Genomic DNA, 24,012 nt, shown 5'->3' with positions numbered 1-24,012 from the left:
AAAGCGTGGCTAAGCGTTTAGGGAGCGTGAGAATGGGCGCAAACATGATTGTTGTCAGGCAGCTCGTCGGCTTGCCTGTTGCCATTATGGTCGGGGTCTTGAGCCTGGTCGGTTGCGGCAAAGAGCCCGTGACCCTGGCTCGCCAAGCCCCCGATGTGACGGTCATGACGGTCACCGCCCGCGACACCCCGGTAACATTCGAATTCGTTGCCCAGACACAAAGTTCCCGCGAGGTTGAGATCCGCGCCCGGGTTGCCGGCTTCCTGGAGAAGCGGCTGTACACCGAAGGCGATTTGGTAAAAACCGGGCAAACGCTGTTCCAGATGGACCGTAAACCTTTTGAAGCGTCATTGCTGTCGGCTCAGGGCCAATTGGCTCAACAACAGGCACGCTGGGAAGTCGCCAAGGCTACGCTGGCCCGTGTCCGTCCCTTGGCGGCGCAGAATGCGGTCAGCAAGATGGATCTGGACAATGCTGTCGGTGATGAGCGTCAGACACGGGCTGCCGTGCTTGCCGCCGAGGGCACGGTTCGAACCGAACAGTTGAACCTCAGTTACACCACCATAGCCTCGCCCCTCACCGGCCTTTCAAGTTTTGCCAAAAAGCAGGAAGGCAGTTACGTCACGCCGGGTGAATCCGGGCTGCTGACCACCGTTTCACAGATGGACCCTATCTACGTCAACTTCAGTCTTTCGGAAAACGAGACGCTCAAGTTCCGCGACGAGATTGCTTCCGGTCACCTCATTTTCCCCCTGCGCAGTGAGTTCGTCGTAGAGGTCGTGCTGGCCGACGGCACCGTTGTCCCCGAGCGTGGCCGCCTGAATTTTGCAGCGCCTTCTTATAGCCAGGATACCGGGACCTTTCTGGTCCGGGCGGTGGTTGCCAACCCGACAGGCCTACTTAGACCCGGACAGTTCGTGCGGGTGCGGGCCATCGGGGCTTCCAGGCCGAACGCCATTACGGTGCCGCAGAAGGCCGTTCTGGAGGGAGCCAAAAGCCGTTTCGTCTGGGTGATCAATGCACAGGGCAAGCCCGAGCAACGGGTGGTCGAAGTGGGTGACTGGCATGGCAATGACTGGTTTATCACCCAAGGATTGCAAGCCGGTGAACGCATCGTGGTCGATGGTGCGATCAGAGTGACCCCCGGAGGGCCGCTGAATATCATCGCCCCCCCTCCCCCGGCAACCGAGACGACGGCAAAACCGACAGCCACCGCGTCGGTGCAAGACAGTGGGCGTCGCCCATGAGCATCTCTCACTATTGCATTGATCGTCCCATTTTTGCTTCCGTTATCTCGATCATCATCACCTTGGCCGGTGCAGTGGCGATGGTCAGTTTGCCGGTCGCCCAGTACCCGGATATCACACCGCCGCAGATTACGGTGTCAGCCACCTACCCGGGCGCGGATGCCCAGGTCGTGGCCAATAATGTGGCAGCGCCTATCGAGCAGCAGGTCAACGGCGCCGACAACATGATCTACATGAACTCGTCGAGCTCAGCGACCGGCAACATGACCCTCAATGTGTTCTTCGAGATTGGCACCGACCCTTCCCTTGCCCAGGTAGACGTGCAGAACCGGGTCAACCTGGCCCTGCCGCAACTGCCCTCCGCGGTTCAGAGCCAGGGTATTCAGGTGCAGAAGAAATCATCGGCCTTCATGATGGTCCTCGCCGTGTACTCCGCAGGTGATCGTTTTGACAGCACCTATGTGGCCAACTACGCCAACCTCTACATTCTGGATGCGATCAAGCGTATTCCGGGCGCCAACCAGGCCAGTATTTTCGGCACACCCGACTACGCCATGCGGATCTGGCTCAAGCCCGACCGGATGGCCCAGTTGGGCATCACTGCGGCAGACGTGCAAAAAGCCGTGTCCAATCAGAACCAGCAATTTGCTGTCGGTCGCGTTGGCCAGTCGCCCACCGGCCAGGCGGTAGAGCAGTCGTTTGCCGTGACCACCAAGGGACGTCTGACCGAGCCGGTAGAGTTCGAGAACATCATTCTGCGCGCCAGCAACGAAGGGGCGGCAATCGTTCGTCTCAAGGACATCGGCCGTGCCGAACTCGGACAAAAAGACTACTCGCTGCGCAGCACCTATCAGGGCCGTCCGGCAACGCTGATTGCGGTGTATCAACAACCGGGCGCCAACGCCCTCGACGTGTCTGCTGCGGTTACCAAAACCCTGGCAGACATGAAGACGACCTTCCCCGAGGGCATCGAATACAAGATCGTAATGGATACCACCGCGTTTACCCGCGCCTCGATTTCCGAGGTGATATACACCTTTTTCGAAGCGCTGGTGTTGGTGGTCATCGTGGTGTTCATCTTTCTGCAGAGCCTGCGTGCCACCCTGATCCCGGTGCTTGCGGTGCCGGTGTCGATCGTCGGCACCTTCATCGGGATGTCGGCATTGGGCTTTTCAGTGAACATGCTGACGCTGTTCGGGATGGTCTTGGCCATCGGTATCGTGGTCGACGACGCCATCGTGGTGATCGAGAACGTCGAACGCAACATGCACGTCCACAAGATGACGCCCAAGGACGCCGCAAAAAAAGCCATGGATGAAGTGGCAGGCCCGGTGGTGGCCATCGTGCTGGTGCTGTGCGCGGTGTTCATCCCGGTGGCCTTCATGGGCGGGATCACAGGCCAGCTCTACAAACAGTTCGCGATCACCATCGCCATCTCTGTGGTGATATCCGGTCTGGTGGCATTGACTCTTTCGCCTGCCTTGGCGGCCCTGCTGCTCAAACCCCAACACGGCGAAAAAAATGCTTTTTTCCGCTGGTTCGAGCACAGCTTCGAACGCATGACCGAGGGCTACTCGCGCTCGGTGGCCTTCATGATCAAGCGCTTCGTGATGGCGTTGTTACTGTTCGCCGGCATGATCGCGTTGATTCTGCTCATGGCGCAGCGCATTCCCAGCGCCTTTTTGCCGCCGGAAGATCAGGGGTATCTGCTGGGGGCCGTGATCATGCCCGATGCCGCCAGTCTCGATCGCACCGGCGAGGTGGGCAAAGTAGCCAGTGACTTCTTCATGAACGACGAGGCCGTCGAGGGCGTTGCCATCGTTAATGGTTACAGCCTGCTCGACGGCCAGAACAAGAACAATGCCGGCGCCTTTTTTGTCGGGTTCAAGGATTTCGAGGAGCGCTACAAGGACTCGGACACAATCAAGGAACAAAGCGCCCCCGCCGTCATCCAGAAAGCAGTCCATGCTTTTGCCAACGTTCAAGGCGGGATCATTCTGCCGGTGAATCCGCCGTCCATTCCCGGCCTTGGCACCACCGGCGGCATGGAGGTATGGATTCAGAGCAAGGGGGACGCCGGCGTCAATCAACTGGCAGAAATGGTCGGCACGTTTGTCGCCAAAGCCAGGCAGCGCCCCGAACTCGGCGCCATCACCTCCACCTTCAACGTGTTTTCCCGGCAGTTGCTGGTCGACGTAGACCGGGAAAAGGCAGAGTCGCTGGGTGTGCCGGTGGAAGAAGTCTATAGCACCATGCAAACCATGTTCGGCTCGCTCTATGTGTCGCAATTCAACAAATTCAGCCGGCTGTGGCAGGTGATCCTGCAGGCAGAACCAAGCTATCGCCTCAAGGCCGAGGACCTGCAACAGATCTACGTGCGCAACAAAAACCAGGAGATGGTGCCGCTCAAAGCCGTGCTGACCACCCGCTACGTCACCGGTCCCGACCTGCTGACCCGTTTCAATAACTTCCCCGCAGTCAAACTCACCGCCAACGCAGCCCCCGGTTACAGCTCCGGCCAGGCACTCAAGGCGCTGGAAGAAATAAGCGCTGAAATCATGACCAACGACTACGCCCTGGCCTTGAGTGGTGAAGCCTTCGAGGAGAAAAAAAGCGGCGGTGCCTCGTCCCGGGTGTTCATCTTCGGCCTGATCATGGTGTTCCTGATCCTGGCGGCTCAATACGAGAAATGGTCACTGCCTGTCGGGGTGCTGCTGGCGGTGCCCTTTGCATTGTTCGGTGCGCTGCTGGCGGTGCTGATCCGAGGGTTGAGCAATGACGTTTATTTCCAGATCGGCTTGACCATGCTGGTGGCCCTGGCCGCCAAGAACGCCATCCTGATTTTCGAGTTTGCGGTACTGAACCGCGAAAGCGGCATGTCTGCCTACGATGCCGCCATGACCGCCGCCAAGGAGCGCTTGCGCCCGATTGTGATGACATCCCTGGCGTTTATTCTTGGCTGCGTCCCGCTGGCCATTGCCGTCGGTGCATCCGAAAACAGTCGCCACTCCATCGGCACCGGGGTCATTGGCGGGATGCTGGCGGCGACAGTCATCGCAATCTTCTTTATCCCGCTGTTTTACTACCTGGTCGAACGGTTGACCGAGAAAAAAGGCACGGTCAAGCAGACCACTCAACCACCGCCGTCTACGTCGACCGGAGAGATTCCCGGCGGCGCTGCGCAACACCGACATGAGGGGGATTGAGATGCGCACCTTTCATCTTCCCCTCGTGGTGTGCCTGGGCCTGACGGGCTGCATGCTCGGCCCGGACTACCAACGTCCGACCACGGACACCCCGGCAACCTACCGTTATGCAGACCAGGAAGCCCATGACCTGTCCAATACGCTGTGGTGGGAACAGTTCAAGGATCCGGCGCTCAATGACCTGATTCGCACGGCGCTGGCGGAAAACAAAGACATCAAGATTGCCGCCGCCCGGGTCGAGGAATTCCAGGGCCGTTACGGAGTGGTGCGCTCGCAGATGTTTCCGCAAATCGGCGCCGGTGCGCAAGGCAGTCGGTCCAGGGCGCCACGCGACAACGGTCCGGTGCCTTTGGATGCCAACGTCGATCCGATTTACAACAACTACCAGGCCACCCTCAGTGTCAGCTGGGAGCTGGATATCTGGGGTCGTTTGCGGCGCCTCAATGAATCCGCACGTGCTGACCTGCTGGCCTCTGAAGAAGGTCGGCGCACGGTCATTCTGAGCCTGGTGTCGTCGGTGGCATCCAGCTACATCCTGCTTCGCGATCTCGACCGCGAACTGGAAATCGCCCGCACCACTGCCAAGGCCCGCGGCGACTCCTACGAAATTTTCAAACTGCGCTTTGGTGCCGGCACCATTTCCGAAATGGAACTGGCGCAAAACCTCTCCGAGTTCCAGCGCACCCAGGCCTCTGTATCGCAATTCGAGTCCCAGGTTGCACAGCAGGAAAACAACCTGGCCGTGCTGTTGGGACGCAACCCGGGCCCAATCCTGCGCGGACGTGACCTGGCCCAACTGACGCTACCGTTGGTGCCTGCCGGCTTGCCTTCGGACTTATTGGAACGACGCCCCGACCTGCGTCAGGCCGAGCTGGATCTGATTTCCGCCAATGCCCGCATCGGTGCCGCCAAGGCGCTGTATTTCCCGACGATCTCCCTGACCGGGCTACTGGGCTCAGTGAGTGATCAACTCTCAAATTTGTTCACCGGGCCCGCCGCCACCTGGTCCTATGGTGTCGCCGCGAGCATGCCGATTTTCACCGCGGGTGGCATCGCCGGTGAAGTCCAGCAAGCCGAGGCGTTCCAGCAACAAACCTTGCTGGCCTACCAAAAGACCATTCAGTCGGCTTTCAGGGATGTTGAAAACGCACTGGTGGCGGCGAGCAAATCCCGCGAGCAGATGATGTCCCAGGCCAATCAGGTCGAGGCGTTGCGCACTTACACCCGGTTTGCGCGCCTGCGCTACGACAACGGGTACACCAGCTACATAGAAGTACTGGATGCCGAACGCAGCTTGTTCGACGCCGAGTTGAATTACACCCGGACCCGGGGTTCGGTGTTCAGCGCCATGGTCGATGTTTACAAGGCCACTGGCGGAGGCTGGGTTACCGAAGCGGACAAGCTGACTGTCACTGCCAGCGAAAAGCCACCCTGATTAGCGCTAGGCAGATGGGGTCAAAAAAAACACCAAGGTTAAGCCCTTGCCCGACGACAAGTATCCAAGCGTCGGGCACAGGGTCAATGCGTCGAGCAGATCCAGGAGTTTCCGATGGCCGACTCAAGCAAGAAAATGAGCCTCATGGGGCTCACCACACTGGTCACGGTGAACATGATGGGCTCAGGCATCATCATGTTGCCGACAAGCATGGCGCAACTCGGGGCCGTTTCATTGTTGTCATGGATCGTCACGGCCATTGGCTCAATGTCCATCGCCTACTGCTTTTCCCAGTGCGGTATTTTCTGCCCGCGTCCAGGAGGGTTGTCTGCCTACACCGAAGAGGCACACGCCAAATCAGGGTTTTTCCTCTGCTCGTACCTGTACTTCCTTTCGCTGGCCATCGCCAACGTGGCCGTTGCCATCTCCGCGGTGGGGTACATGACATCGTTCCTGCCGTGGCTGGGAAGTGGCGCCATTCCATTGTTCATCGGAACGGTCGGCTTGCTCTGGTTGACCACCGTGGCCAACTTTGGCGGCCCCGGCATCACCGGCAAGATCGGTGCGATCACCGTGTGGGGTGTCATCATCCCGGTGGCCGGCTTGTGCATCATCGGTTGGTTCTGGTTCAAGCCTGACGTGCTGGCTGCCGCATGGAACCCCAACGAACTGCCCATCTCCGAAGCCATCAGCAAAGCGATCCCCCTGACGCTGTGGGCCTTCCTCGGCATGGAGTCGGCGGCTCAGGCTTCCGATGCCGTGGACGATCCCAAGCGCACGGTGCCGCTGGCTTGCCTGTTCGGCACGCTCGGTGCAGCAGTGGTTTACGTGCTGTCGACGTCCGTTATTCAGGGCATCATACCCAATGCCGAACTGGCCAACTCATCGGCCCCTTTCGCGCTCGTCTATGCACACATGTTCAACCCGACAGTCGGCAATATCATCATGGCGCTGGCAGTATTGGCTTGTGTCGGTTCGCTGCTGGGTTGGCAGTTCACCCTGGCGCAAACGGCCAAGATGACGGCTGACCAGGGCATGTTTCCCAAACTGTTCAGCAAGGTCAGTGCGCTGAACGCGCCCATTGTCGGCATGCTTGTCTGCGGTGTGTTGCAGACCTTGATGGCGCTGTCGACCATATCGCCCAACGCCAGCGCTCAGTTTGCAAAACTCGTCAGCCTGGCGGCAGTGACCAACCTGATCCCCTATGTGACGGCGGCCACCGGCCTGCTGGTCATGATGTACAAAGCCAAAGTCAGCGCAGGCGTATACACCCGCAATACGGCGCTGTTACTGATTGCCGTGGCTTACTCCTTGTACGCTTTGTATGCCTGCGGCAAAGAAGCCGTGTTCGGCGGCGCCCTTGTCCTGGCGTTCGGCTACCTGCTTTACGGCTTCCTCTCCAAACGGTTTGTCGAGCCATCTGCACCGCCTCAGACTCAGGCCAACATCCCTTGACCGTCGTCTTCAGGACTGCCAGCCATCTGAATTCGGGGAACCAGGATATGAACGTTAAATTGTCCAAAGCCAACAACCTGCTGCTCGTCTGCCTGCTCACGCTGATGCCGGTATTGGCGGGTGCCGATACGCTTGAGCGCGTGCGGACGACTCAATCCTTCACCCTCGGCTACTTGCCGAACTTCCCCCCTTTTAGCGTCCAGGCAAGCGATATACCGAGCGGTTATGCGATCGATCTGTGCCTGAAGATCGCCGACAAGGTCAAGACCGAATTGGCTTTGCCTGGTTTGCAAATACGCTACCTGTCGGTCTCACCCACCGACGAGATAAATGCCGTCAGCTCGGGGAAAATCGACATTCTCTGTACACCGACCGCCCCCACTCTGGAGCGGCGCAAGAGGGTGAGCTACTCAGTACCGGTCTACACGGCTGGCCTCTCGGTAGTGGTGCGTCAGGATGCGCCGCAGCCGTTGCTCAATGCGCTTGCTGGCAAGGTGGCTAACACCGGACCAACGTGGCGAGCGACGATCAACCATGGGTTATCCAACCAGACCTATGCCGCCATTGCAGGCGGAGTCACCGAGACATGGATCCGTGAGCGGATGCGATTACTCGGGGTCGTGGCCACGCTTGTCACTGTCGAAAATACCGCGGCAGGCCTCAAGCAGGTCGCCGAAGGCAAGGCCGATGCCTTCTTCGCTGAACGCATGGTGCTGAAAAATCTTCTCGCCACGGATAAGTCTGCAAGCAATCTGGTTTTGCTCGACCGAATTTTCGAGTACGCACCGACTGCAATGGCAGTGGATCGAAACGATGAAGACTTCCGTTTGCTGGTCGATACCGCGCTAAGTGACATGTACCGCTCGGGCGAGATTGAGCAGGCATTCGACAAATACCTGGGTGGCGCCGACGACACGGCCAAAAAGCTGTTCAAGGTCTATGCATTGCCGCAATAACACACCCCGTTTTAGCGAGCGACAAGTAACGTATCCAGCAACGCCTGCAACCCCATGGGCTTGGCAAAATAATAGCCCTGAGCCTGCCCTGCCCCAATTTCGCGCAGCAAGATCAGCGTCGCTTCATCCTCGACACCTTCGGCCACCACGCTCAGGTCCAGCGATTCGGCCATCCGCACAATTGCCCGCACGATCGCGCGACTGCGGGCGCTGGTGGTCAGTTCAAGGATGAAAGACTTGTCGATCTTCAAGCCGCTGAAACGGTATTGATGCACGTAGCTCAGGGATGAAAATCCTGCACCGAAGTCATCGAGCACCACCGACATGCCATTGTCGGCCAATTGCTGCATGTTCTGCCGGGCAATAGCCGGCTCGGCCACCAGGGCACCTTCGGTCAACTCCAGGCAGATCCGCGACGGCGCGACCCGGTGCTGCGCCAACAGGGCAAGCACATCACTGGCAAAGTCCGGGCGCGTCATGCTGTAGCTGGAGCAATTCACGTGCACCGGCGGCCAATTGGCGTGTTGAGGGAGTGCGAGGATTACTGCGACGCTGGTGAGCATGTACAGGTCCAGTCGACCGATCAGGCGCAACCCTTCGACGTTCGGCAAAAACTCCCCTGGTGCGATCACTCGGCCGCCCGGCTGATGCCAGCGGATCAGCGCTTCAAGGGCCAGGAGTTCACCCGTTTCAACGCTGACAATCGGCTGGAAATACGGCAGCAGTTCGTCGGTGCGCTTCAGCGCATTGCGCAAGGCCCCTTCGCGCTCCATCTGGTCCGAGACTTCTCGGCGCACTTCCTGATTGAACACCGCGTAGCTGTCGCGACCGGCACTCTTGACCCGGTACATCGCCGCATCGGCATCGCGCAGCAAGTCGGCCGGTTCGTGATGGAACTGATTGTCGGCGCTGACAATACCGATACTGCAGGATGAAAAAACCTCATGGCCATTGATAAAAAACGGCAGGTCAAACGCCACCAGGATCCGTTCGGCGATTTCGATCACCACGTCCAGCGGCGCGTCGGGAGCGAGCACCGAAAATTCATCGCCCCCCAGTCTCGCGAGCATGTCGGTGTCACGCAGGCAGCTGCGCAAACGGTGGGCGGCTTGCCTCAACAGCAGATCGCCAAAATGGTGGCCGAGGCTGTCGTTGACCATTTTGAAACGATCAAGGTCGATGAACATCACCGCCAGGTGCCCGCCTTCGCTGCCGAATCGCAACCAGGCCTGATTGAGGTGCTGTTGCAGGTAGGTTCGGTTCGGCAGCCCGGTCAGCGCATCGTGGGAGTTTTCGTGTTGCAGCTTGGCATTGGCGTGATCGAGTTCTCGGGTGCGGCTCTGCACCCGGGCTTCGAGCTTGAGGTTGGCGGAATGGATGGCTTCGGCGGCCGTGCGTCGCGACAACGCGGTGTCGATGTGCCGCGACACAAACGTCAGCAGTTCCTGATCACGCAGGGTATACCGCACTTGCGAGGTATAGCTTTGTACCGCCAGTACACCACGCACCACATCGCCATCGAACAAGGGAATGCCCAGCCAGGAGTAGGACCGGTAACACTCTTCGGCAATTTCGATTTCACCATGCACATGCAATCGTTCAGCCTCGTCGGCGTCAATCAAGCAAGGACGACGCTGACGAATAACGTACTCAGTCAGGCCCCGGCGTCCACGCCGTGCCGACGGACAAGTTGTCTGCCGATCATCAACGTAATACGGAAAAGTCACTTCAGTGGTCGTGTCGTCGAACAGTGCGATGTAGAAGTTCTGCGCGAACAGCAGATCACCGACGATGCCATGCAATGTTTGAAACAGTTCAGCCATATCGCCAGGCTGGCTTGACAGTTCAGCAATCTGGAACAGCGCGCTCTGCAAATGTTCGGCGCGCTCACGTTCTGCCACTTCCTGCCTCAAGGCGTCGTTGAGTGCCGAAAGCTCCAGGGTGCGACGCATGACGATCCCTTCGAGATTCTCGCGGTGCAGGATCCGGTCCAGCGCCATGGCCACGTGGCGGACCACCACCAGAAACAATGCGCGGTCTTCAGCGCTGTAGGTACGGGAAACGTCGTAGACCTGCATGGCCAGCATGCCAAACACGTCATCCGAGGCATTTTTCAACGGCGCGCCCATCCAGAACTCGGGACGATCCCCCACGCAGTAGAAGCGGCCCTCGGCCTGAGCTGCGCGAATGCCGGCGGCGTCGATCAGCAACGGTTGGCCGGTGGTCAACACCTGGCCGGTCAACGACAGGTGTGAAACATCAAGGTACTCGTAGTGTTCGGCCTCCACGGCATCAACGTCGATGATGTCGACGTAATACGGATAGTCAATCTTGCCGGTGTGCGGGTCATACAGTGCGAGATAGAAGTTCTCGGCGTCGATCAGGCTGGCGAGTAGCCGGTGAACCCCCACCAGAAATACAAACCGGTCGCGGGTCGAACTCGCGAGGTAGGTAATTTCATACAGCACCCGTTGAGTAATTTGCGCTCGGGCAAGGGTATCGGTCTGTACCTGCATGCCCAGGCGCTGGGCAAATTCGGCGAGCGCCGGCTCCGCAGCATCCTTGATGGGCGCGAGCAGCCATCCCAATACACTTTCACCTCGACCGGTCGGCCATCGGTGCAAGTGCCGGGCCTGGCAAAAGGTCTCAAATTCTTCACTCGCCACACTGGACGGCCACTTCGCCTGCGGGTCGCCCTGCCCGACCAGATGCATGTGTTCGCCGGCACGGTACACCCCCCATGCGGTGGTGTGAGACCAGTGGCGAGCCGAGGTCAGCAATTGTTCAACCGTTTCTTCATGGCCCTTGCAGGCTGTGCCGACAGCACCTGGCCGACTCTTCGGTAGCGTGGCGACAACGGATTGCTGCGGGGAGTCGGACAATGGACAAAAACTCATCAGCGCTCCCTGTGCCAAAACTGGCGATATCCACTTTTTAGTTGCTAGCAATACGCCAGTGTTCTTCCCGTTTAAAGCTTATGTACCTTTTTATCAATAGTTTTATTCGCTTTAGTACCCATGAAAGATTTGACGACGCACTCAGAACTTTTCGGGAATGCGTTTTAGTGGGTAATCCGGTTCGTGATAACCGCCTGGCCGCTGACGCTTGGGCAACTTCACTTTCTCGCGCGGCACCTCTTCATAAGGAATGCGGCTGAGCAAATCGGTGATGATGTTCAGACGAGCCCGTCGTTTGTCGTTCGAGTTGGCTACCAGCCAGGGAGCATGTCCGGTATCCGTCGCCTTGAACATGTCATCACGTGCACGCGAGTAGTCATACCAGCGGCTGTACGACTTCAGGTCCATTGGGGTGAGCTTCCAGATTTTGCGGCCGTCCTCAATCCGCGCTTCAAGTCGTCGGGTCTGTTCCTGCGGGCTGACTTCCAGCCAATACTTGAACAGCATGATGCCCGAGTCGACGATTGCCCGCTCGACCAAGGGGACAGCCCTCAGGAAACTGACCGCCTGCTCTTTGGTGCAAAACCCCATCACGCGCTCGACGCCCGCACGGTTGTACCAGCTGCGATCAAAGATCACCACTTCGCCAGCCGCAGGCAAATGTGGCAGGTAACGCTGCACATACATCTGGCTTTTTTCGCGATCGGTCGGGGCAGGTAACGCCACAACGCGAAAGATCCGTGGGCTCACGCGCTCGGTCAGCGCCTTGATGGTGCCGCCCTTGCCCGCCCCGTCGCGGCCCTCGAAGACAATGCAGATCTTGATGCCCTCATGCCGCACCCATTCCTGCAACTTCACTATTTCGACATGCAGTCGGCGCAGTTCACTCAGGTAGTCCTTGTTGGACATCTTCGCGATGTCGACGGAATGACGTTTCTTGGTGGATTTCTTGTCCTTTGCCATGAACAACACCTCGCAGTCGATTGGCTCGCTGAGTTTAGTCCATGGTTGAAGATTTACCGGCGCCGAGGACGCCGTCGAGGATTTAAAAGACAAAACAAAAAAAGTGGGAGCGGGCTTGCTCGCGAAGAGGTCGTGTCAGTCAACATCCGTGTTGAATGACACACCGCTTTCGCGAGCAAGCCCGCTCCCACGGGGATTGCATCAAGCCGCCAGTTACCTCAACAACATTTAGGCCCGGCCTTGCTCCCGTAACGCGCTTCCTGGCGTTCCCGGAAGAACACTTCGTAGCTCATCACAGGCTTGTCCGGGTGTTTGCCCTGCATGTGTTCGACGTAGGTGTCGTAGTCCGGCATGCCCACCATCAAGCGCGCGGCCTGACCGAGGTATTTACCGAGGCGACTCAGGTCATTGAACATTTGGCGCCCTCCTCCCTCACGCTTGCGGCAGCGCCTGGTATGGGGCTTCTTTATCCGTACGCTCCTTGGAGCCCCAGGCCGCAATGCCGACCTTGAGCGCAAAGAACAGGATGCTGAAGACCACCAGCAGGAACAGCGCGGTCAGCGTTGCGTTGGTGTAGGCGTTGTAGATCACGTGGTGCATCTGGTCGATGCTCTTCGCCGGGGCGAGGATCTGGCCGTTGGCCAGCGCATCGCTGTACTTTTTGGCCAGGGCCAGGAAACCGATCGCCGGGTTGGCATCGAACAGCTTGATGAAGCCTGCGGTGGTGGTGCAGATCAGCAGCCACACGGCTGGCAACATGGTCACCCAGACGTAGCGCTGACGTTTCATTTTGATCAGCACAACGGTCGCCAACATCAGCGCGATACCGGCCAGCATCTGGTTGGAGATACCAAACAGCGGCCACAAGGTGTTGATGCCGCCCAGAGGGTCGATCACGCCTTGGTACAGCAGATAACCCCACATCGCCACGCAACCAGCGGTCGCGATCAGGTTGGCGGTCCAGGATTCAGTGCGCTTCAGCGACGGTACGAACGAACCGAGCAAATCCTGCAACATGAAACGCCCGGCACGGGTGCCCGCATCGACGGCCGTCAGGATGAACAACGCTTCAAACAGGATCGCGAAGTGGTACCAGAACGCCATGGTGTTTTCACCTGGCAGAACGTGATGCAGGATCTGCGCGATACCGACCGCCAGGGTCGGCGCACCGCCGGCACGGGCCAGGATCGTGGTTTCACCGATGTCCTTGGCCACCGCTTGCAGCGCTTCCGGAGTAATTGCAAAACCCCAGCTGCTGACGGTCTGAGCAACCGACACAGCATCAGAGCCAACCAGCGCCGCCGGGCTGTTCATGGCGAAGTACACGCCCGGCTCGATCACCGAAGCCGCGACCATCGCCATGATGGCGACAAAGGATTCCATCAGCATGCCGCCGTAACCGATGTAACGGGCATGACCTTCGCTGGCCAACAGTTTCGGCGTGGTGCCGGAGGCAATCAGTGCATGGAAACCCGAGACCGCGCCGCAGGCGATAGTGATGAACAGGAACGGGAACAACCCGCCTTTCCACACCGGGCCAGTGCCGTCGATGAACTGGGTCAGTGCCGGCATTTTCAGGTCGGGCATGGTGATCAGAATGCCGATCGCCAAGGCCACGATGGTGCCGATCTTCAGGAAAGTCGAGAGGTAATCACGCGGGGCCAGAATCAGCCACACCGGCAATACCGCGGCGACAAAACCGTAGCCGATCAACATCCAGGTGATCTGAATGCCAGTAAACGTAAACGCTTTGGCCCAGACCGGATCAGCAGCAATCTGCCCACCGAGCCAGATCGAACCGAGCAGCAACAGCACACCAATGATGGAGATTTCACCAATGCGACCCGGGCGGATGTACCGCATGTAGATGCCCATGAACATCGCGATCGGGATGGTCGCCATCACCGTGAAAATCCCCCACGGGCTCTCGGCCAAGGCTTTCACGACGATCAATGCCAGCACCGCAAGGATGATGATCATGATCAGGAAGCAGCCGAACAGCGCAATGGTCCCTGGGATGCGGCCCATTTCTTCGCGGACCATATCGCCCAGGGAACGGCCGTTGCGGCGGGTGGACATGAACAGGACCATGAAGTCTTGAACCGCACCGGCCAGCACCACGCCGGCAATCAGCCAAAGCGTACCGGGCAGATAGCCCATCTGCGCCGCCAAAACGGGACCGACCAGCGGACCTGCGCCGGCGATGGCCGCGAAGTGGTGACCAAAAAGTACGTGTTTGTTGGTCGGCACGTAGTCCAGGCCATCATTGTTGATGACGGCGGGCGTGGCACGATTGGGGTCGAGTTGCATCACCTTTGTGGCGATGAACAGGCTGTAGTAGCGGTAGGCAACGAGGTAGATAGCGACTGCTGCGACTACGATCCACAGGGCGTTGATCGCTTCGCCGCGGCGCAAGGCCACGACACTTAGCGCAAACGCTCCCAGAACAGCCACGGCAAACCAGGCGAGGTGTTTAGCCATACGGGGCATAGCGTGTCTCCTGCCGACAGCCAGTGGACTGCGGCGGTAATTTTTTATAATTGTGTCCGCGGTGCGGAGCTGGCCCAATATCCCCGCATGCCGTCCACAAATAAATCCGCGTTACTACGTACATGGCGCCTACGTAGTTCTACGTAGACGCGCTGATTCCTCTCTAGGAGCGAGCCTGCTCGCGATAGCGGACTGACATTCACCATCAATGTCGTCTGACTACCGCTATCGCGAGCAGGCTCGCTCCTACAAGGGTTTTGCATTTCACCTGACAGACATCCCCGCCGCAGGTCATTCCGTCCAGCACCGCTACTGGACGCGCGTATCTTTGGCATATGATGCCGGGCCATCGCCTTCCCTCGGTCCGGTCAGGAGCCAAGATGCAGCTCAAACACAAAATCGTCGCGCTCGGGATTCTGCCGCTGGTGTTGGCGATCGCGGTGATCTGCGCGCTGGTGATTTCCCTCAATCGCCAACTCGGCGATCAACAGGCGCAGCTGATTGAAGACAGCATTCTGGCGAGCAAACGCGCCGAGCTTAAAAACTACGTGGAAATGGCCCAGAGCCTGATCGCGCCGCTCTACGACGACGGCCACGGTGACGAGCACGCCCAGCAACAGGTGCTGGAAGAACTGCGCAAGCTTAGCTTTGGCATCAACGGCTACTTCTTCGTCTACGACCGTGAGGGTCGCAGCCTGATGCACGCGCGCCAGTCGGAACTGGTGGGCAAATACCTGTGGGACATGAAAGATCCCCAAGGTTTGCCGGTGATTCAGGCACTGCTCAAAAGTGCGCAATCCGGCGAAGGTTTTCAGCGCTACGCCTGGAACAAGCCTTCCTCCGGTCAGGTCACCGACAAACTCGCGTATGTAGTGATGCTGGACCGTTGGGGCTGGATGCTCGGTACCGGCATCTACCTTGAAGACGTTGAGCGCGCCACCCAGCAGGCGCGTGACGAAGTGGCCCACGGCATCCGCAAGACCATGCTGGCGATTGCCGCGGTGGCCCTCGTGGCCGTGCTGTTCGTCTTCGCCAGCGGCATGACGCTCAACGTCAGCGAGCATCGCCTGGCGGACAAAAAGCTCCAGCGCCTGACCCAGCGGATCGTCAGCCTCCAGGAGGAAGAGCGCTCACGGGTTTCCCGGGAGCTGCACGACGGCATCAGCCAGGTGCTCGTCTCCATAAAATTCCAGTTCGAACTGGCCAGCCTGCTGCTGGAGAATGGCCAGGCCAACGACAAGGGTTTGAATACGCTGAAAGATGCCACGGAGCGCCTTGGCGACGCGATTGGCGAGGTTCGCAGTCTCTCTCACGATCTGCGCTCGTCATTGCTCGACACGCTGGGCCTGCCGGCGGCGATCGGCCAGCTCGCCGCCGAATTCGAGCAGCGCAGCGGTCTCACCGTGACTTACGACGATAATGAATTTGACTGTGACCTGGTCGACGGTGCGGCGGTTTCGCTGTTCCGGATTGTGCAGGAAGGCCTGACCAACATTGAACGCCACGCACAGGCCAAAAACGTTTCGATTACCCTGCATGGGTCACAGGAATCCGTGCGGTTGACGGTGGTCGACGACGGTGTCGGTTTTAATGTCGCCCAGGTCGAACGTCGCCACGCGGGCATCGGCCTGCGTAATATCCGTGAGCGTGTCGAACATTTTGGCGGGCGGTTCGACCTGATATCGATGCCTGGAAGAAGTGAGCTGGACGTGCTGCTGCCGATGAAAATGCCCGGTGCGAAACGCTGACCCACCCCCTTACAACAAGAGTGAATATCTGCGATGAACCTGCCCTATCCGATCCGCGTCGCCCTGGTCGACGATCACTCCCTGGTCCGCGACGGGATCAAAGCGCTGCTCGCGGTCATGGCGCCCCTGGAAGTGGTGGGCGAAGCCGAAAGTGGCGCGCAGGCCATCGAGATGGTCGGGCGCTGCCAGCCAGACTTGTTGCTGGTCGACATCAGCCTGCGCGACATGAACGGGCTTGAGCTGACCCGCGTGCTGCGCAGCCAGTACCCGTCGCTCAAGGTGCTGATGCTGAGCATGTACGACAATTATGAATACGTGAGTGAATCCGTTCGCGCCGGCGCCAGCGGCTATGTGCTGAAGAATTCACCGTCGCGGGAAATCATTGCGGCCATCGAAGCCATCGTCAGTGGCGGCACGTTCTACAGCGCCGAAATCGCCCAGCGGCTGATAGCCGACAAAAGCACCGACAATGAGCTGACCCCTCGCGAAAGCCAGGTGTTGTACAAAATGGCGCAAGGATTGAACAACAAGGAAATGGCCCGCGAGCTCGACATCAGCGTGCGCACTGTGGAAACCCATCGTTTGAGCATCCGCCGCAAACTGAACATCGACAAACCCGCAGCCCTGGTCAAGTACGCGATCGATCACGGGATCATTTCGCGCTAGCAGGCACGCCTTACACCGCCTCGGGATTGACCACCTTGGCAGAGCGGATAAACAACGCCCGCACCTTCTCCCAGAAATTGCCCCCCAGCACAAAAAGACTCATGAGTGTCCTGCCTATCAATGATCGCAGAAGGTTTGAGGGTGCCTGAGAAGCTTAGCAGCCGGTTGCTCATTTGGACGGCTATGCTCCAGTGACCTTCTCTGGTTGGACGATACGCGATGCCTCGAGGCCGTTCCTTGCAAAGACTGCCAGGCCACCTCCTCCTGCTCGGCGCACTTGGCCTGAGTGGCTGCGTGCGGCTGGGGCCGGACTTCCAGCCGCCGGGCGAAACGTGGGTCGAACACTGGAATACCGCAGCCCTTGAACACGCCAGTCAACGCGGACCGAATCCGGATATCCGCCAGTGGTGGCAGGTCTTCAACGATCCGCTACTGAATCAGCTGATCGCCGAGTCGGATGCAAATAATTCCAGCCTGAAAATCGCCGGCTTGCGCGTGATGGAAGCCCGTGCCCAGCTGGGCATTGCGCAAAGCGCTCTGTACCCGCAACTGCAACAAGCCAGCGCCGACAGTTTGTACTTCAATCGCCGGCAATCGGGTGGCACCAATCCCCAGGACAGCCATTTCTGGCAATACAGCGCTGGGTTCGACATGGGTTGGGAGCTGGACTTCTGGGGGCGTTTCAGCCGGGCCATCGAATCGTCCGACGCCAGTTATTTTGCCGCTCAGGCCAACTATGAAGACGTGCTGGTATTGCTGCGCGCCCAGGTCGCGGACACCTACTTTTCGTTGCGCACCACCGAGGCCCGGTTACGCGTTGCCCGGGAGAACGCCAAACAACAAAAGCGTAATTTCGAGATCACCGAAAAACTGTTCAACAGCGGCCAGCAAGCGGAACTCGACCTGCAACAGGCCAAAACCCAATACCTCGGCACCCTGAGCACCATCCCCTCCCTCGAAGACCAGTTGCAACGAACGCGCAATGCGTTGGCCGTGCTGATCGGGCAACCGCCCGGCGCGTTGCCGATGCTCGTGAGCAACGAAGGCTTGATCCCGCTGGTCGATCGCGCCGTGCTCCAGGATGTGCCGGCCAATCTGCTGCTGCGCCGGCCCGATGTGCGCGCCGCCGAGCTGAATGTCGCCGCCCAGTCGGCATTGATTGGCGTGGCCGAAAGTGACTTCTATCCGTCGCTGACCTTGCTTGGCAGCATCGTCTGGTCGGCCGACACGCTAAACGGTACGTCCCGAAGCCTGGACCTGATCGGCGGCCCCAGCCTGCGCTGGAACCTGTTCGACCATGGCCAGATCAGCAATAACGTGCGCGTCCAGGATGCGCGGTTGCAGCAACTGATCGAGGCGTACCGCGACAAAGTCCGCCAGGCTGCGCGGGAGGCTGACGATGCCGCCACTGGTTTGATCAAATCGCTGGAGCGCGAACGCATCCTGAGCGAAGCCGGAGTGGCCGCCAAACGCTCGCTGGTGCTGGCCAGCACGCAGTACCGCGAAGGTTACTCAGACTTTCAGCGGGTGCTCGATGCTCAGCGCGCACTGCTCGAACAGCAGGACAGCTACCTGGTCGCCCGCAGCAACGCGGTGAGCAACCTGATTGCCCTGTACAAATCCCTCGGTGGCGGTTGGTACAGCGCCCAGCCCAAAGTCGATGAAGCCACCCGCCAGCAGATGGAAAAACGCACCGACTGGGGCGACCTGCTGAGCGAGCCCGCCGCCCTCCCTGCCTCACAAGGTAAACAGCCATGAGTGAAACCGCGCAGCCTGTCCCCGAGGCGCCCGCCCCAAAGCCTCCTGAGCCTGCCGCCGACCCGGCGAAAAAAGGCATCAAATGGGTGCTGCTCCTGATCCTCCTGAGCCTGGCGTGGTACCTGGCGGCCGACCGTTTCACGCCCTATACGCAACAAGCCCGCGTGGGCGCCTTTGTCATTCCGGTCGCCTCGGAAGTCGCCGGCCGGGTGATCCGCGTCAACGTGCGCAACAATCAGGACGTCCAGGCGGGCGACGTGCTATTCGAAGTGGACCCGCAGCCCTACCAGATCGCCGTCGACCGCGCCCGCGCAGACCTTGAATCGACCCGTCGGCAGATCGGCGCCAGCACCGCCGGCATCGCTTCGGCGCAAGCCAACTTGCGCGCGGCCCAGGCCAACGAACTGAAGGCGAAACAAGACAATCAACGTTTGGAAGGTTTGTACCGCGAAGACCCCGGAACCATTTCCGTGCGTCTGCTCGAAGTGTCTCGCGCCAATCGTGAACAGGCGGTCAGCCAGGTCGCGGCCGCCCGCGCCGAAGTGCAACGAGCGCGCGAGCAAGAAGGTGGCAGCGAGGAAGACAACGCCCTGCTGCGAAGCGCCGCCACGGCGCTGTCGAAAGCCGAGCTGGATCTGTCCAACACACAGATCCGCGCCCGTTCGGCGGGGTTGGTCACCGACCTGCGCACCGACGCCGGGCAGTTCGCCGCGGCCGGTGGCCCGGTCATGACCCTGATTGCCATCCACGATGTCTGGATCAGCGCGGACATGACTGAAAACAACCTCGGTCTGGTGAAAGTCGATACGCCTGTGGCGATCGTCCTGGATGCATTCCCGGGCGAAGTGTTCGACGGACGCGTGCGCAGTGTCGGTTATGGCGTCAGTGTCGGACAGACACCGGCGCCTGGCACCTTGCCCAGTGTCCAGAACAGCCGCGACTGGCTGCGACCGGCCCAGCGTTTTCCGGTGATTATCGAGCTCTCCGAAGACGCCCGAAAAACCTTGCGTGACAGCGGCGCCATCCGTGCTGGCGGGCAGGCCGAAGTCATGGCCTTCCCGAATCAAGGCAACCCGCTGAACCCGTTGGGTCGGCTGTTTGTGGGTTTCATGAGCTGGCTGAGCTATGCCTACTAAACGCACGCCCCGGGAACAGCGCGCATTACGCCTGGCCACTGGCACGGCGCTGTGCCTTGCCGCCAGCTTCGGCCTCGGGTTGCCGATCCCCTTTCTCGCGCCGGTGCTGTGCCTCATCCTGCTGGCCTCGATCAATCGCCCGTTGCCGTTCAAGGCAGCCGTGGTGCTCGCACTGGCTGCGATGTTGACCACGGGCCTTGGCCTGTTGTTGATCCCGATCCTGCGTTATTACCCCGTCAGCGGCGTGCTGCTGATCGGTCTGAGCCTGTTTCTGGTCTTCCGTTTTGGCCTGCGCGGTGGAAATGCCCTGATCGTGACCTTTCTGGTGATTGGCCTGACGATGATTTCCTCGGCCGGCGTTGCCGAATTCGATCTGGCGGCGATGGTCATCGGTGCGCTGGTCAAGGGCTTGCTGCTCGCCGTAGCGGTCGTGGCGATCAGTCACGGGTTATTCCCGGATCCGCCCAACGCCCCTTCCCCGCCACCCGCCCCGACGTTGCCCGCCGAAGAGGTCAGCCGAGTGGCGCTACGTGCAACCCTGATCGTGTTACCGACGTTCCTGCTCGCGTTGATCGACCCGGCCGGTTACCTGCCGATCATCCTCAAAGCCGTCAGCCTGGGCCAACAAAGCTCCACGACCAACGCCCACACAGCCGGTCGCGAACTCGTTGGCTCAACCTTGCTCGCAGGCCTGCTGGCGATCCTGTTCTGGAGCGCCCTCAGCCTGTTTGTGCACCTGTGGATGTTCTTTCTGTGGATGCTGCTGTTCGGCCTGGTGCTGGCGCGCAAGCTCTACGCGCTGAGCCCGACCGGGTTCAGCCCGGGGTTCTGGCTCAACGCCCTGATCACGCTGATTATCCTGCTGGGCCAGTCGGTTCAGGACAGCATCGCAGGCAAGGACGTGTACACCGCGTTTGCGGTGCGCATGGGCTTGTTCCTTGCCGTCACGTTGTACGCCTGCCTGATGGTTTATCTGCTCGAGCAGCGGCCGCGAAAGGCTCAGGGGTTAACCTGATACCCCTTGCCCTGCAGGCAACTGGTGTACGCCGTCGAGGTCGTTGCGGCACTGGTTTTCTCTTGTGCCCGGCGTTCCTGACGCTGACGCGAGCCGCCCACCACGGCACCGGCCACGGCGGTCTCTTTCGCGCGGTCCTGCCGATAGTCCTGTTTCGTGTCGTCATCGATGCGCTCATAAAACTCGTCATGCTGACGCCCGCGCACTTCTGCCCCGGCCGATCCCGCGGCGGCCCCCGCGGCAGCACCGCGCAATCGCCCTCCGGAAGCAGGCTGTGCGGTCGACGCAGCCTGACCGGACGCGATGCTGTTGCATTCATTGATGTCCAGCTGGGTCTGTTGCGAACTCTGCCCTTTCATCGGAACGACCGTTGCAGCCCAACCCTGGGTGCACGCAACCGCCAATGCGATGCTCAGGCCGATGGATGACACCTTGCTCATAATGACCTCCAACGCAGCCCGTCACTCTGCATTAACCCCGGGTAGCTGATCCCGGGCTTGATTCAGCAACAAAGAGTGTAGATCACGCGGCACTCACTCTCTGCACGGTATTGCCTGATCCTGACGGCGAACAGGATTCTTTTCGATCGTTTTGGCGTGATGGCCTAACCTCATAGGTTGAGCGACCCACCACAGAGTCGAGCCCCCCCATGCGTAATGCATTGAAGTCAATGATGTTCGTCGTGCTCACGCTGCTTGCAACCAGTGACGGAGCGCTGTCGGCCGCCGACATACTGCCGGCTGCCGGTATTACATCGGGTACTTCGTCGTTAGTCATTTCTCAGAGTGATCTGCAAAACCTGCAAATCCGCCTTGACCGAATCAAGCAACAGATTTCGCTGGCCAATAACCTCACCCAGATGGTCGGCCTGCAAGATGCTGTTCAGTCGTTTATCAACGACGTGGATAGCCTGCAGTCATCCCTGCTGCCCGAACAGAAGCAACTGCAAGCCCAACTTGATGTGTTGGGCCCGGTATCACTCGACGATGTAGAGTCAGAGAAATCGGATATCGCGACGCAAAGAGCCTATCTCTCCGAGCAAAAGACCAAAGTCGATTCCAGCCTCAAAACCCTGACAGCACTCAGAAACAATGCTGCCGGTCTCCTTATTCAAATCGCCGGTATTCGCCGCAACCTGCTGGAAAGCGAAGTCACGCTGCGCAGCGGCAGTATCCTGGGGCCGGGGTTCTGGGCGCCATTGTTCAGTCCGCTGAAGGAGGACCGCCAGCGGCTGAGCGAATTCATCCAGCAGGCTTCCAGCGCAATCAAGGCCGCCTGGCAACCCGGCGAACGCCTGTTCACCATCGCATTGATCGTGCTGGCCCTGGGTGTTTGGTCCTGGGGCCGAAGAATCGCGGAGCGCGGGCTGACCTGGGTGTGTATTCATCGAATGCCGGAAGGACGTTTGCGTCGAAGCTCGCTCGCACTGGCCTCTGTCGTGGCCACGCTGCTGACCACGGCTTTTGCAATGCAACTGCTGTTTTATGCGCTCACCCGGCAATTGCCGTTGTCGCCTTTGATTCAGAACTTTGCCGATGAATTCGAAAAAATCATCTATGTGTGCATCCTGATTACCGGTCTGAGCCGGGCGCTGCTGTCGACCCGACATCCTTCCTGGCGGCTGCCGGCCATCTCCGATCCCGTGGCACTGGCAATCCAGCCCTTCCCCAGGATACTGGCCGTCACACTGCTGATTCTGGTCAGCCTGGCACAAATCACCAACGTCACCGGCATGAGCCCGCCGGCCATTCTGTTTGGCCGCGGTTTGATCGCGCTGGTGGTCACGCTGATTATCGGCACGTTGTTCCGGCGAGCCAGCAGAGTCCGCAGAGCCGTTGCGGCTACCGGGGAAGCGCCCGAATCGAGTACCACCCTTGCCGGCCTGATTTATTCGTTGGCCGGTTTTGCGACGGTGGTATCGCTGATTGCGCTGCTGATCGGCTACATCTCCCTGGCACGGTTCATTACGTACCAACTGGTCTGGGGTTTTATCATCCTGTCGGGCTTCTACTTGCTGACGCAATTGTTCAGAGACAGCTGTGAGTACCTGTTTTCACCCAAGAGTCCAAGCGGCAAGGCGCTCAAACAATTGCTCGGAATCGGCGATGTACGCCTTGAGCAAGCGTCGATCATTCTGTCCGGTGTCGGTCGCGCCGGTTTAATGCTGCTGGCGGTCATTTCACTGTTTGTCGGTGGCGTCGGCACGACGCTGGGGCAACTGTTTACCCAGACGTTCGCCATCCTCGGCGGCGATGGCCTGCGCAAACTCAATATCATCCCGGGTCATTTGCTGAATGCGCTACTGGCCCTGTTCATCGGCATCTACCTGATTCGCGCACTGCGCCGATGGCTGGATAACGAGTTCCTGCCCAAGACCGACATGGACCCCGGCATGTGTGCCTCGCTCAGCACACTGTTCTCCAATATCGGTTACGCCCTGGTGATTCTGCTGACCTTGTCATCCCTGGGCATCGAGTGGACCAACCTGGCGTGGATTGTCAGCGCCCTGTCGGTGGGGATCGGCTTCGGCTTGCAGGAAATCGTCAAAAACTTCGTCTCCGGGCTGATTCTGCTGACCGAGCGCCCGGTCAAGGTCGGCGACCTGATCAGCATCAGTGGCGTCGAAGGCGACATCCGCCGCATCAACGTCAGGGCCACCGAAATACAACTCAGTGACCGCTCGATCGTCATCGTGCCCAACTCACAACTGATCTCGCAGAACCTGCGCAACGTCACCCTTGGCGGCAGCGCACAAGGGGTGGCGACTCTGGAGCTGATGTTCCCGCTGGACATCGATCCGGAGCAAGTTCAAAACCTGCTGTACGACACGTACCGCGAGAACGAAACCATCCTCGACAAACCGGCTACCTTCGTCCGGTTCAGCAAACTGACCCCCGAAGGCATCACGCTGACGGTCACGGGCTACGTCAGCAGCCCGAGAATCGTCGGCACGACTAAAAGCGATTTGTTGTTTGAAATTCTCAAGCGATTGGGTGCGGCCGGGATTGAACTGGCGAAACCTGCATCGACGGTTTGAACA

16 protein-coding genes and 1 pseudogene are annotated in these 24,012 nt (G+C 59.5%); 11 read left to right on the top strand and 6 right to left on the bottom strand.

Annotated features, from left to right (window positions below; translation table 11 throughout):
- Nucleotides 1–32 precede the first annotated feature (32 nt).
- The 5 genes from AC1ROI_RS00470 (at nucleotide 33) to AC1ROI_RS00450 (ending at nucleotide 8,299) form a co-directional block, all read left to right on the top strand.
- A complete protein-coding gene (locus tag AC1ROI_RS00470; RefSeq protein ID WP_083376788.1) occupies nucleotides 33–1,247 on the top strand; it encodes an efflux RND transporter periplasmic adaptor subunit in 1,215 nt (404 codons plus the stop codon).
- On the top strand, nucleotides 1,244–4,453 hold the full coding sequence (locus AC1ROI_RS00465; RefSeq protein ID WP_010460123.1) for an efflux RND transporter permease subunit: 3,210 nt from the start codon (nucleotides 1,244–1,246) through the stop codon (nucleotides 4,451–4,453). Before AC1ROI_RS00470 ends, AC1ROI_RS00465 begins: the two co-directional genes overlap by 4 nt.
- A 1-nt stretch (nucleotide 4,454) precedes the next feature.
- Nucleotides 4,455–5,888 carry an efflux transporter outer membrane subunit gene (locus AC1ROI_RS00460; protein ID WP_077748409.1) on the top strand — a complete coding sequence of 478 codons (1,434 nt, stop codon included), beginning with the start codon at nucleotides 4,455–4,457 and terminating at the stop codon, nucleotides 5,886–5,888.
- Between the two features lie 114 nt (nucleotides 5,889–6,002).
- Nucleotides 6,003–7,343, top strand: coding sequence for a putrescine-ornithine antiporter (gene potE, locus AC1ROI_RS00455; RefSeq protein WP_010460119.1), 1,341 nt, complete (start codon nucleotides 6,003–6,005; stop codon nucleotides 7,341–7,343).
- Between the two features lie 47 nt (nucleotides 7,344–7,390).
- Nucleotides 7,391–8,299 carry an amino acid ABC transporter substrate-binding protein gene (locus tag AC1ROI_RS00450; protein ID WP_102593792.1) on the top strand — a complete coding sequence of 303 codons (909 nt, stop codon included), beginning with the start codon at nucleotides 7,391–7,393 and terminating at the stop codon, nucleotides 8,297–8,299.
- Nucleotides 8,300–8,310: 11 nt separating this feature from the next.
- Here AC1ROI_RS00450 and AC1ROI_RS00445 read toward each other — a convergent pair whose 3' ends face one another.
- The 4 genes from AC1ROI_RS00445 to AC1ROI_RS00430 form a co-directional block, all read right to left on the bottom strand.
- On the bottom strand, nucleotides 8,311–11,196 hold the full coding sequence (locus tag AC1ROI_RS00445) for a sensor domain-containing phosphodiesterase (protein ID WP_102593791.1): 2,886 nt from the start codon (nucleotides 11,194–11,196) through the stop codon (nucleotides 8,311–8,313).
- 141 nt (nucleotides 11,197–11,337) lie between these two features.
- On the bottom strand, nucleotides 11,338–12,159 hold the full coding sequence (gene ppk2 / locus AC1ROI_RS00440; protein WP_010460112.1) for a polyphosphate kinase 2: 822 nt from the start codon (nucleotides 12,157–12,159) through the stop codon (nucleotides 11,338–11,340).
- Between the two features lie 218 nt (nucleotides 12,160–12,377).
- Entirely contained in the window at nucleotides 12,378–12,575 is a 198-nt protein-coding gene (locus tag AC1ROI_RS00435) for a YbdD/YjiX family protein (RefSeq protein WP_010460111.1), read from the bottom strand.
- A gap of 16 nt (nucleotides 12,576–12,591) precedes the next feature.
- Nucleotides 12,592–14,649: a carbon starvation CstA family protein gene (locus tag AC1ROI_RS00430; protein WP_010460108.1), complete on the bottom strand. Its 2,058-nt coding sequence runs from the start codon at nucleotides 14,647–14,649 to the stop codon at nucleotides 12,592–12,594.
- A 380-nt stretch (nucleotides 14,650–15,029) separates the two neighbouring features.
- On the opposite strand from AC1ROI_RS00430, the gene AC1ROI_RS00425 reads away from it, so the two are divergent.
- Together AC1ROI_RS00425 and AC1ROI_RS00420 are read left to right on the top strand one after the other, a co-directional pair.
- Entirely contained in the window at nucleotides 15,030–16,397 is a 1,368-nt protein-coding gene (locus AC1ROI_RS00425; RefSeq protein ID WP_077748407.1) for a cache domain-containing protein, read from the top strand.
- 33 nt (nucleotides 16,398–16,430) lie between these two features.
- The gene (locus AC1ROI_RS00420; RefSeq protein WP_010460104.1) at nucleotides 16,431–17,063 is read left to right on the top strand and encodes a response regulator; all 633 of its coding nucleotides are present in this window, start codon (nucleotides 16,431–16,433) and stop codon (nucleotides 17,061–17,063) included.
- A 10-nt stretch (nucleotides 17,064–17,073) separates the two neighbouring features.
- Here AC1ROI_RS00420 and AC1ROI_RS00415 read toward each other — a convergent pair.
- Nucleotides 17,074–17,163 (bottom strand): annotated as a pseudogene (locus AC1ROI_RS00415) (transporter suffix domain-containing protein); the annotation flags it as partial.
- A 119-nt stretch (nucleotides 17,164–17,282) separates the two neighbouring features.
- On the opposite strand from AC1ROI_RS00415, the gene AC1ROI_RS00410 reads away from it, so the two are divergent.
- From AC1ROI_RS00410 to AC1ROI_RS00400, 3 genes are read left to right on the top strand one after another with little or no spacing between them, the layout of a single operon-like run.
- Nucleotides 17,283–18,821, top strand: coding sequence for an efflux transporter outer membrane subunit (locus tag AC1ROI_RS00410; protein WP_102593790.1), 1,539 nt, complete (start codon nucleotides 17,283–17,285; stop codon nucleotides 18,819–18,821).
- Nucleotides 18,818–19,957: an HlyD family secretion protein gene (locus tag AC1ROI_RS00405; RefSeq protein WP_102593789.1), complete on the top strand. Its 1,140-nt coding sequence runs from the start codon at nucleotides 18,818–18,820 to the stop codon at nucleotides 19,955–19,957. The genes AC1ROI_RS00410 and AC1ROI_RS00405 overlap by 4 nt, the downstream gene beginning before the upstream one ends.
- Nucleotides 19,947–20,972, top strand: a complete 1,026-nt coding sequence (locus AC1ROI_RS00400; RefSeq protein WP_102593788.1) for a DUF2955 domain-containing protein — start codon at nucleotides 19,947–19,949, stop codon at nucleotides 20,970–20,972. The genes AC1ROI_RS00405 and AC1ROI_RS00400 overlap by 11 nt, the downstream gene beginning before the upstream one ends.
- Here the strand turns inward: AC1ROI_RS00400 and AC1ROI_RS00395 are convergent.
- Nucleotides 20,957–21,412, bottom strand: a complete 456-nt coding sequence (locus tag AC1ROI_RS00395) for a YMGG-like glycine zipper-containing protein (protein ID WP_102593787.1) — start codon at nucleotides 21,410–21,412, stop codon at nucleotides 20,957–20,959. The genes AC1ROI_RS00400 and AC1ROI_RS00395 overlap by 16 nt on opposite strands.
- A gap of 209 nt (nucleotides 21,413–21,621) precedes the next feature.
- Here AC1ROI_RS00395 and AC1ROI_RS00390 point away from each other — a divergent pair, with 209 nt between their 5' ends.
- A complete protein-coding gene (locus tag AC1ROI_RS00390) occupies nucleotides 21,622–24,009 on the top strand; it encodes a DUF3772 domain-containing protein (RefSeq protein ID WP_042932089.1) in 2,388 nt (795 codons plus the stop codon).
- The last annotated feature ends 3 nt before the right edge of the window (nucleotides 24,010–24,012 follow it).

Source organism: Pseudomonas sp. GW823-FHT02C02, from assembly GCF_058797635.1.
Note: the sequence above shows the minus strand (reverse complement) of the source record. Positions and strands in the feature narration are given on the sequence as shown.

Excerpts from the sequence above, each read along its gene's own strand:
- AC1ROI_RS00470 (WP_083376788.1), top strand. The coding sequence starts at position 33 with ATGGGCGCAAACATGATTGTTGTCAGGCAGCTCGTCGGCTTGCCTGTT.
- AC1ROI_RS00465 (WP_010460123.1), top strand. The coding sequence starts at position 1,244 with ATGAGCATCTCTCACTATTGCATTGATCGTCCCATTTTTGCTTCCGTT.
- AC1ROI_RS00460 (WP_077748409.1), top strand. The coding sequence starts at position 4,455 with ATGCGCACCTTTCATCTTCCCCTCGTGGTGTGCCTGGGCCTGACGGGC.
- potE (WP_010460119.1), top strand. The coding sequence starts at position 6,003 with ATGGCCGACTCAAGCAAGAAAATGAGCCTCATGGGGCTCACCACACTG.
- AC1ROI_RS00450 (WP_102593792.1), top strand. The coding sequence starts at position 7,391 with ATGAACGTTAAATTGTCCAAAGCCAACAACCTGCTGCTCGTCTGCCTG.
- AC1ROI_RS00445 (WP_102593791.1), bottom strand. The coding sequence starts at position 11,196 with ATGAGTTTTTGTCCATTGTCCGACTCCCCGCAGCAATCCGTTGTCGCC.
- ppk2 (WP_010460112.1), bottom strand. The coding sequence starts at position 12,159 with ATGGCAAAGGACAAGAAATCCACCAAGAAACGTCATTCCGTCGACATC.
- AC1ROI_RS00435 (WP_010460111.1), bottom strand. The coding sequence starts at position 12,575 with ATGTTCAATGACCTGAGTCGCCTCGGTAAATACCTCGGTCAGGCCGCG.
- AC1ROI_RS00430 (WP_010460108.1), bottom strand. The coding sequence starts at position 14,649 with ATGCCCCGTATGGCTAAACACCTCGCCTGGTTTGCCGTGGCTGTTCTG.
- AC1ROI_RS00425 (WP_077748407.1), top strand. The coding sequence starts at position 15,030 with ATGCAGCTCAAACACAAAATCGTCGCGCTCGGGATTCTGCCGCTGGTG.
- AC1ROI_RS00420 (WP_010460104.1), top strand. The coding sequence starts at position 16,431 with ATGAACCTGCCCTATCCGATCCGCGTCGCCCTGGTCGACGATCACTCC.
- AC1ROI_RS00410 (WP_102593790.1), top strand. The coding sequence starts at position 17,283 with ATGCCTCGAGGCCGTTCCTTGCAAAGACTGCCAGGCCACCTCCTCCTG.
- AC1ROI_RS00405 (WP_102593789.1), top strand. The coding sequence starts at position 18,818 with ATGAGTGAAACCGCGCAGCCTGTCCCCGAGGCGCCCGCCCCAAAGCCT.
- AC1ROI_RS00400 (WP_102593788.1), top strand. The coding sequence starts at position 19,947 with ATGCCTACTAAACGCACGCCCCGGGAACAGCGCGCATTACGCCTGGCC.
- AC1ROI_RS00395 (WP_102593787.1), bottom strand. The coding sequence starts at position 21,412 with ATGAGCAAGGTGTCATCCATCGGCCTGAGCATCGCATTGGCGGTTGCG.
- AC1ROI_RS00390 (WP_042932089.1), top strand. The coding sequence starts at position 21,622 with ATGCGTAATGCATTGAAGTCAATGATGTTCGTCGTGCTCACGCTGCTT.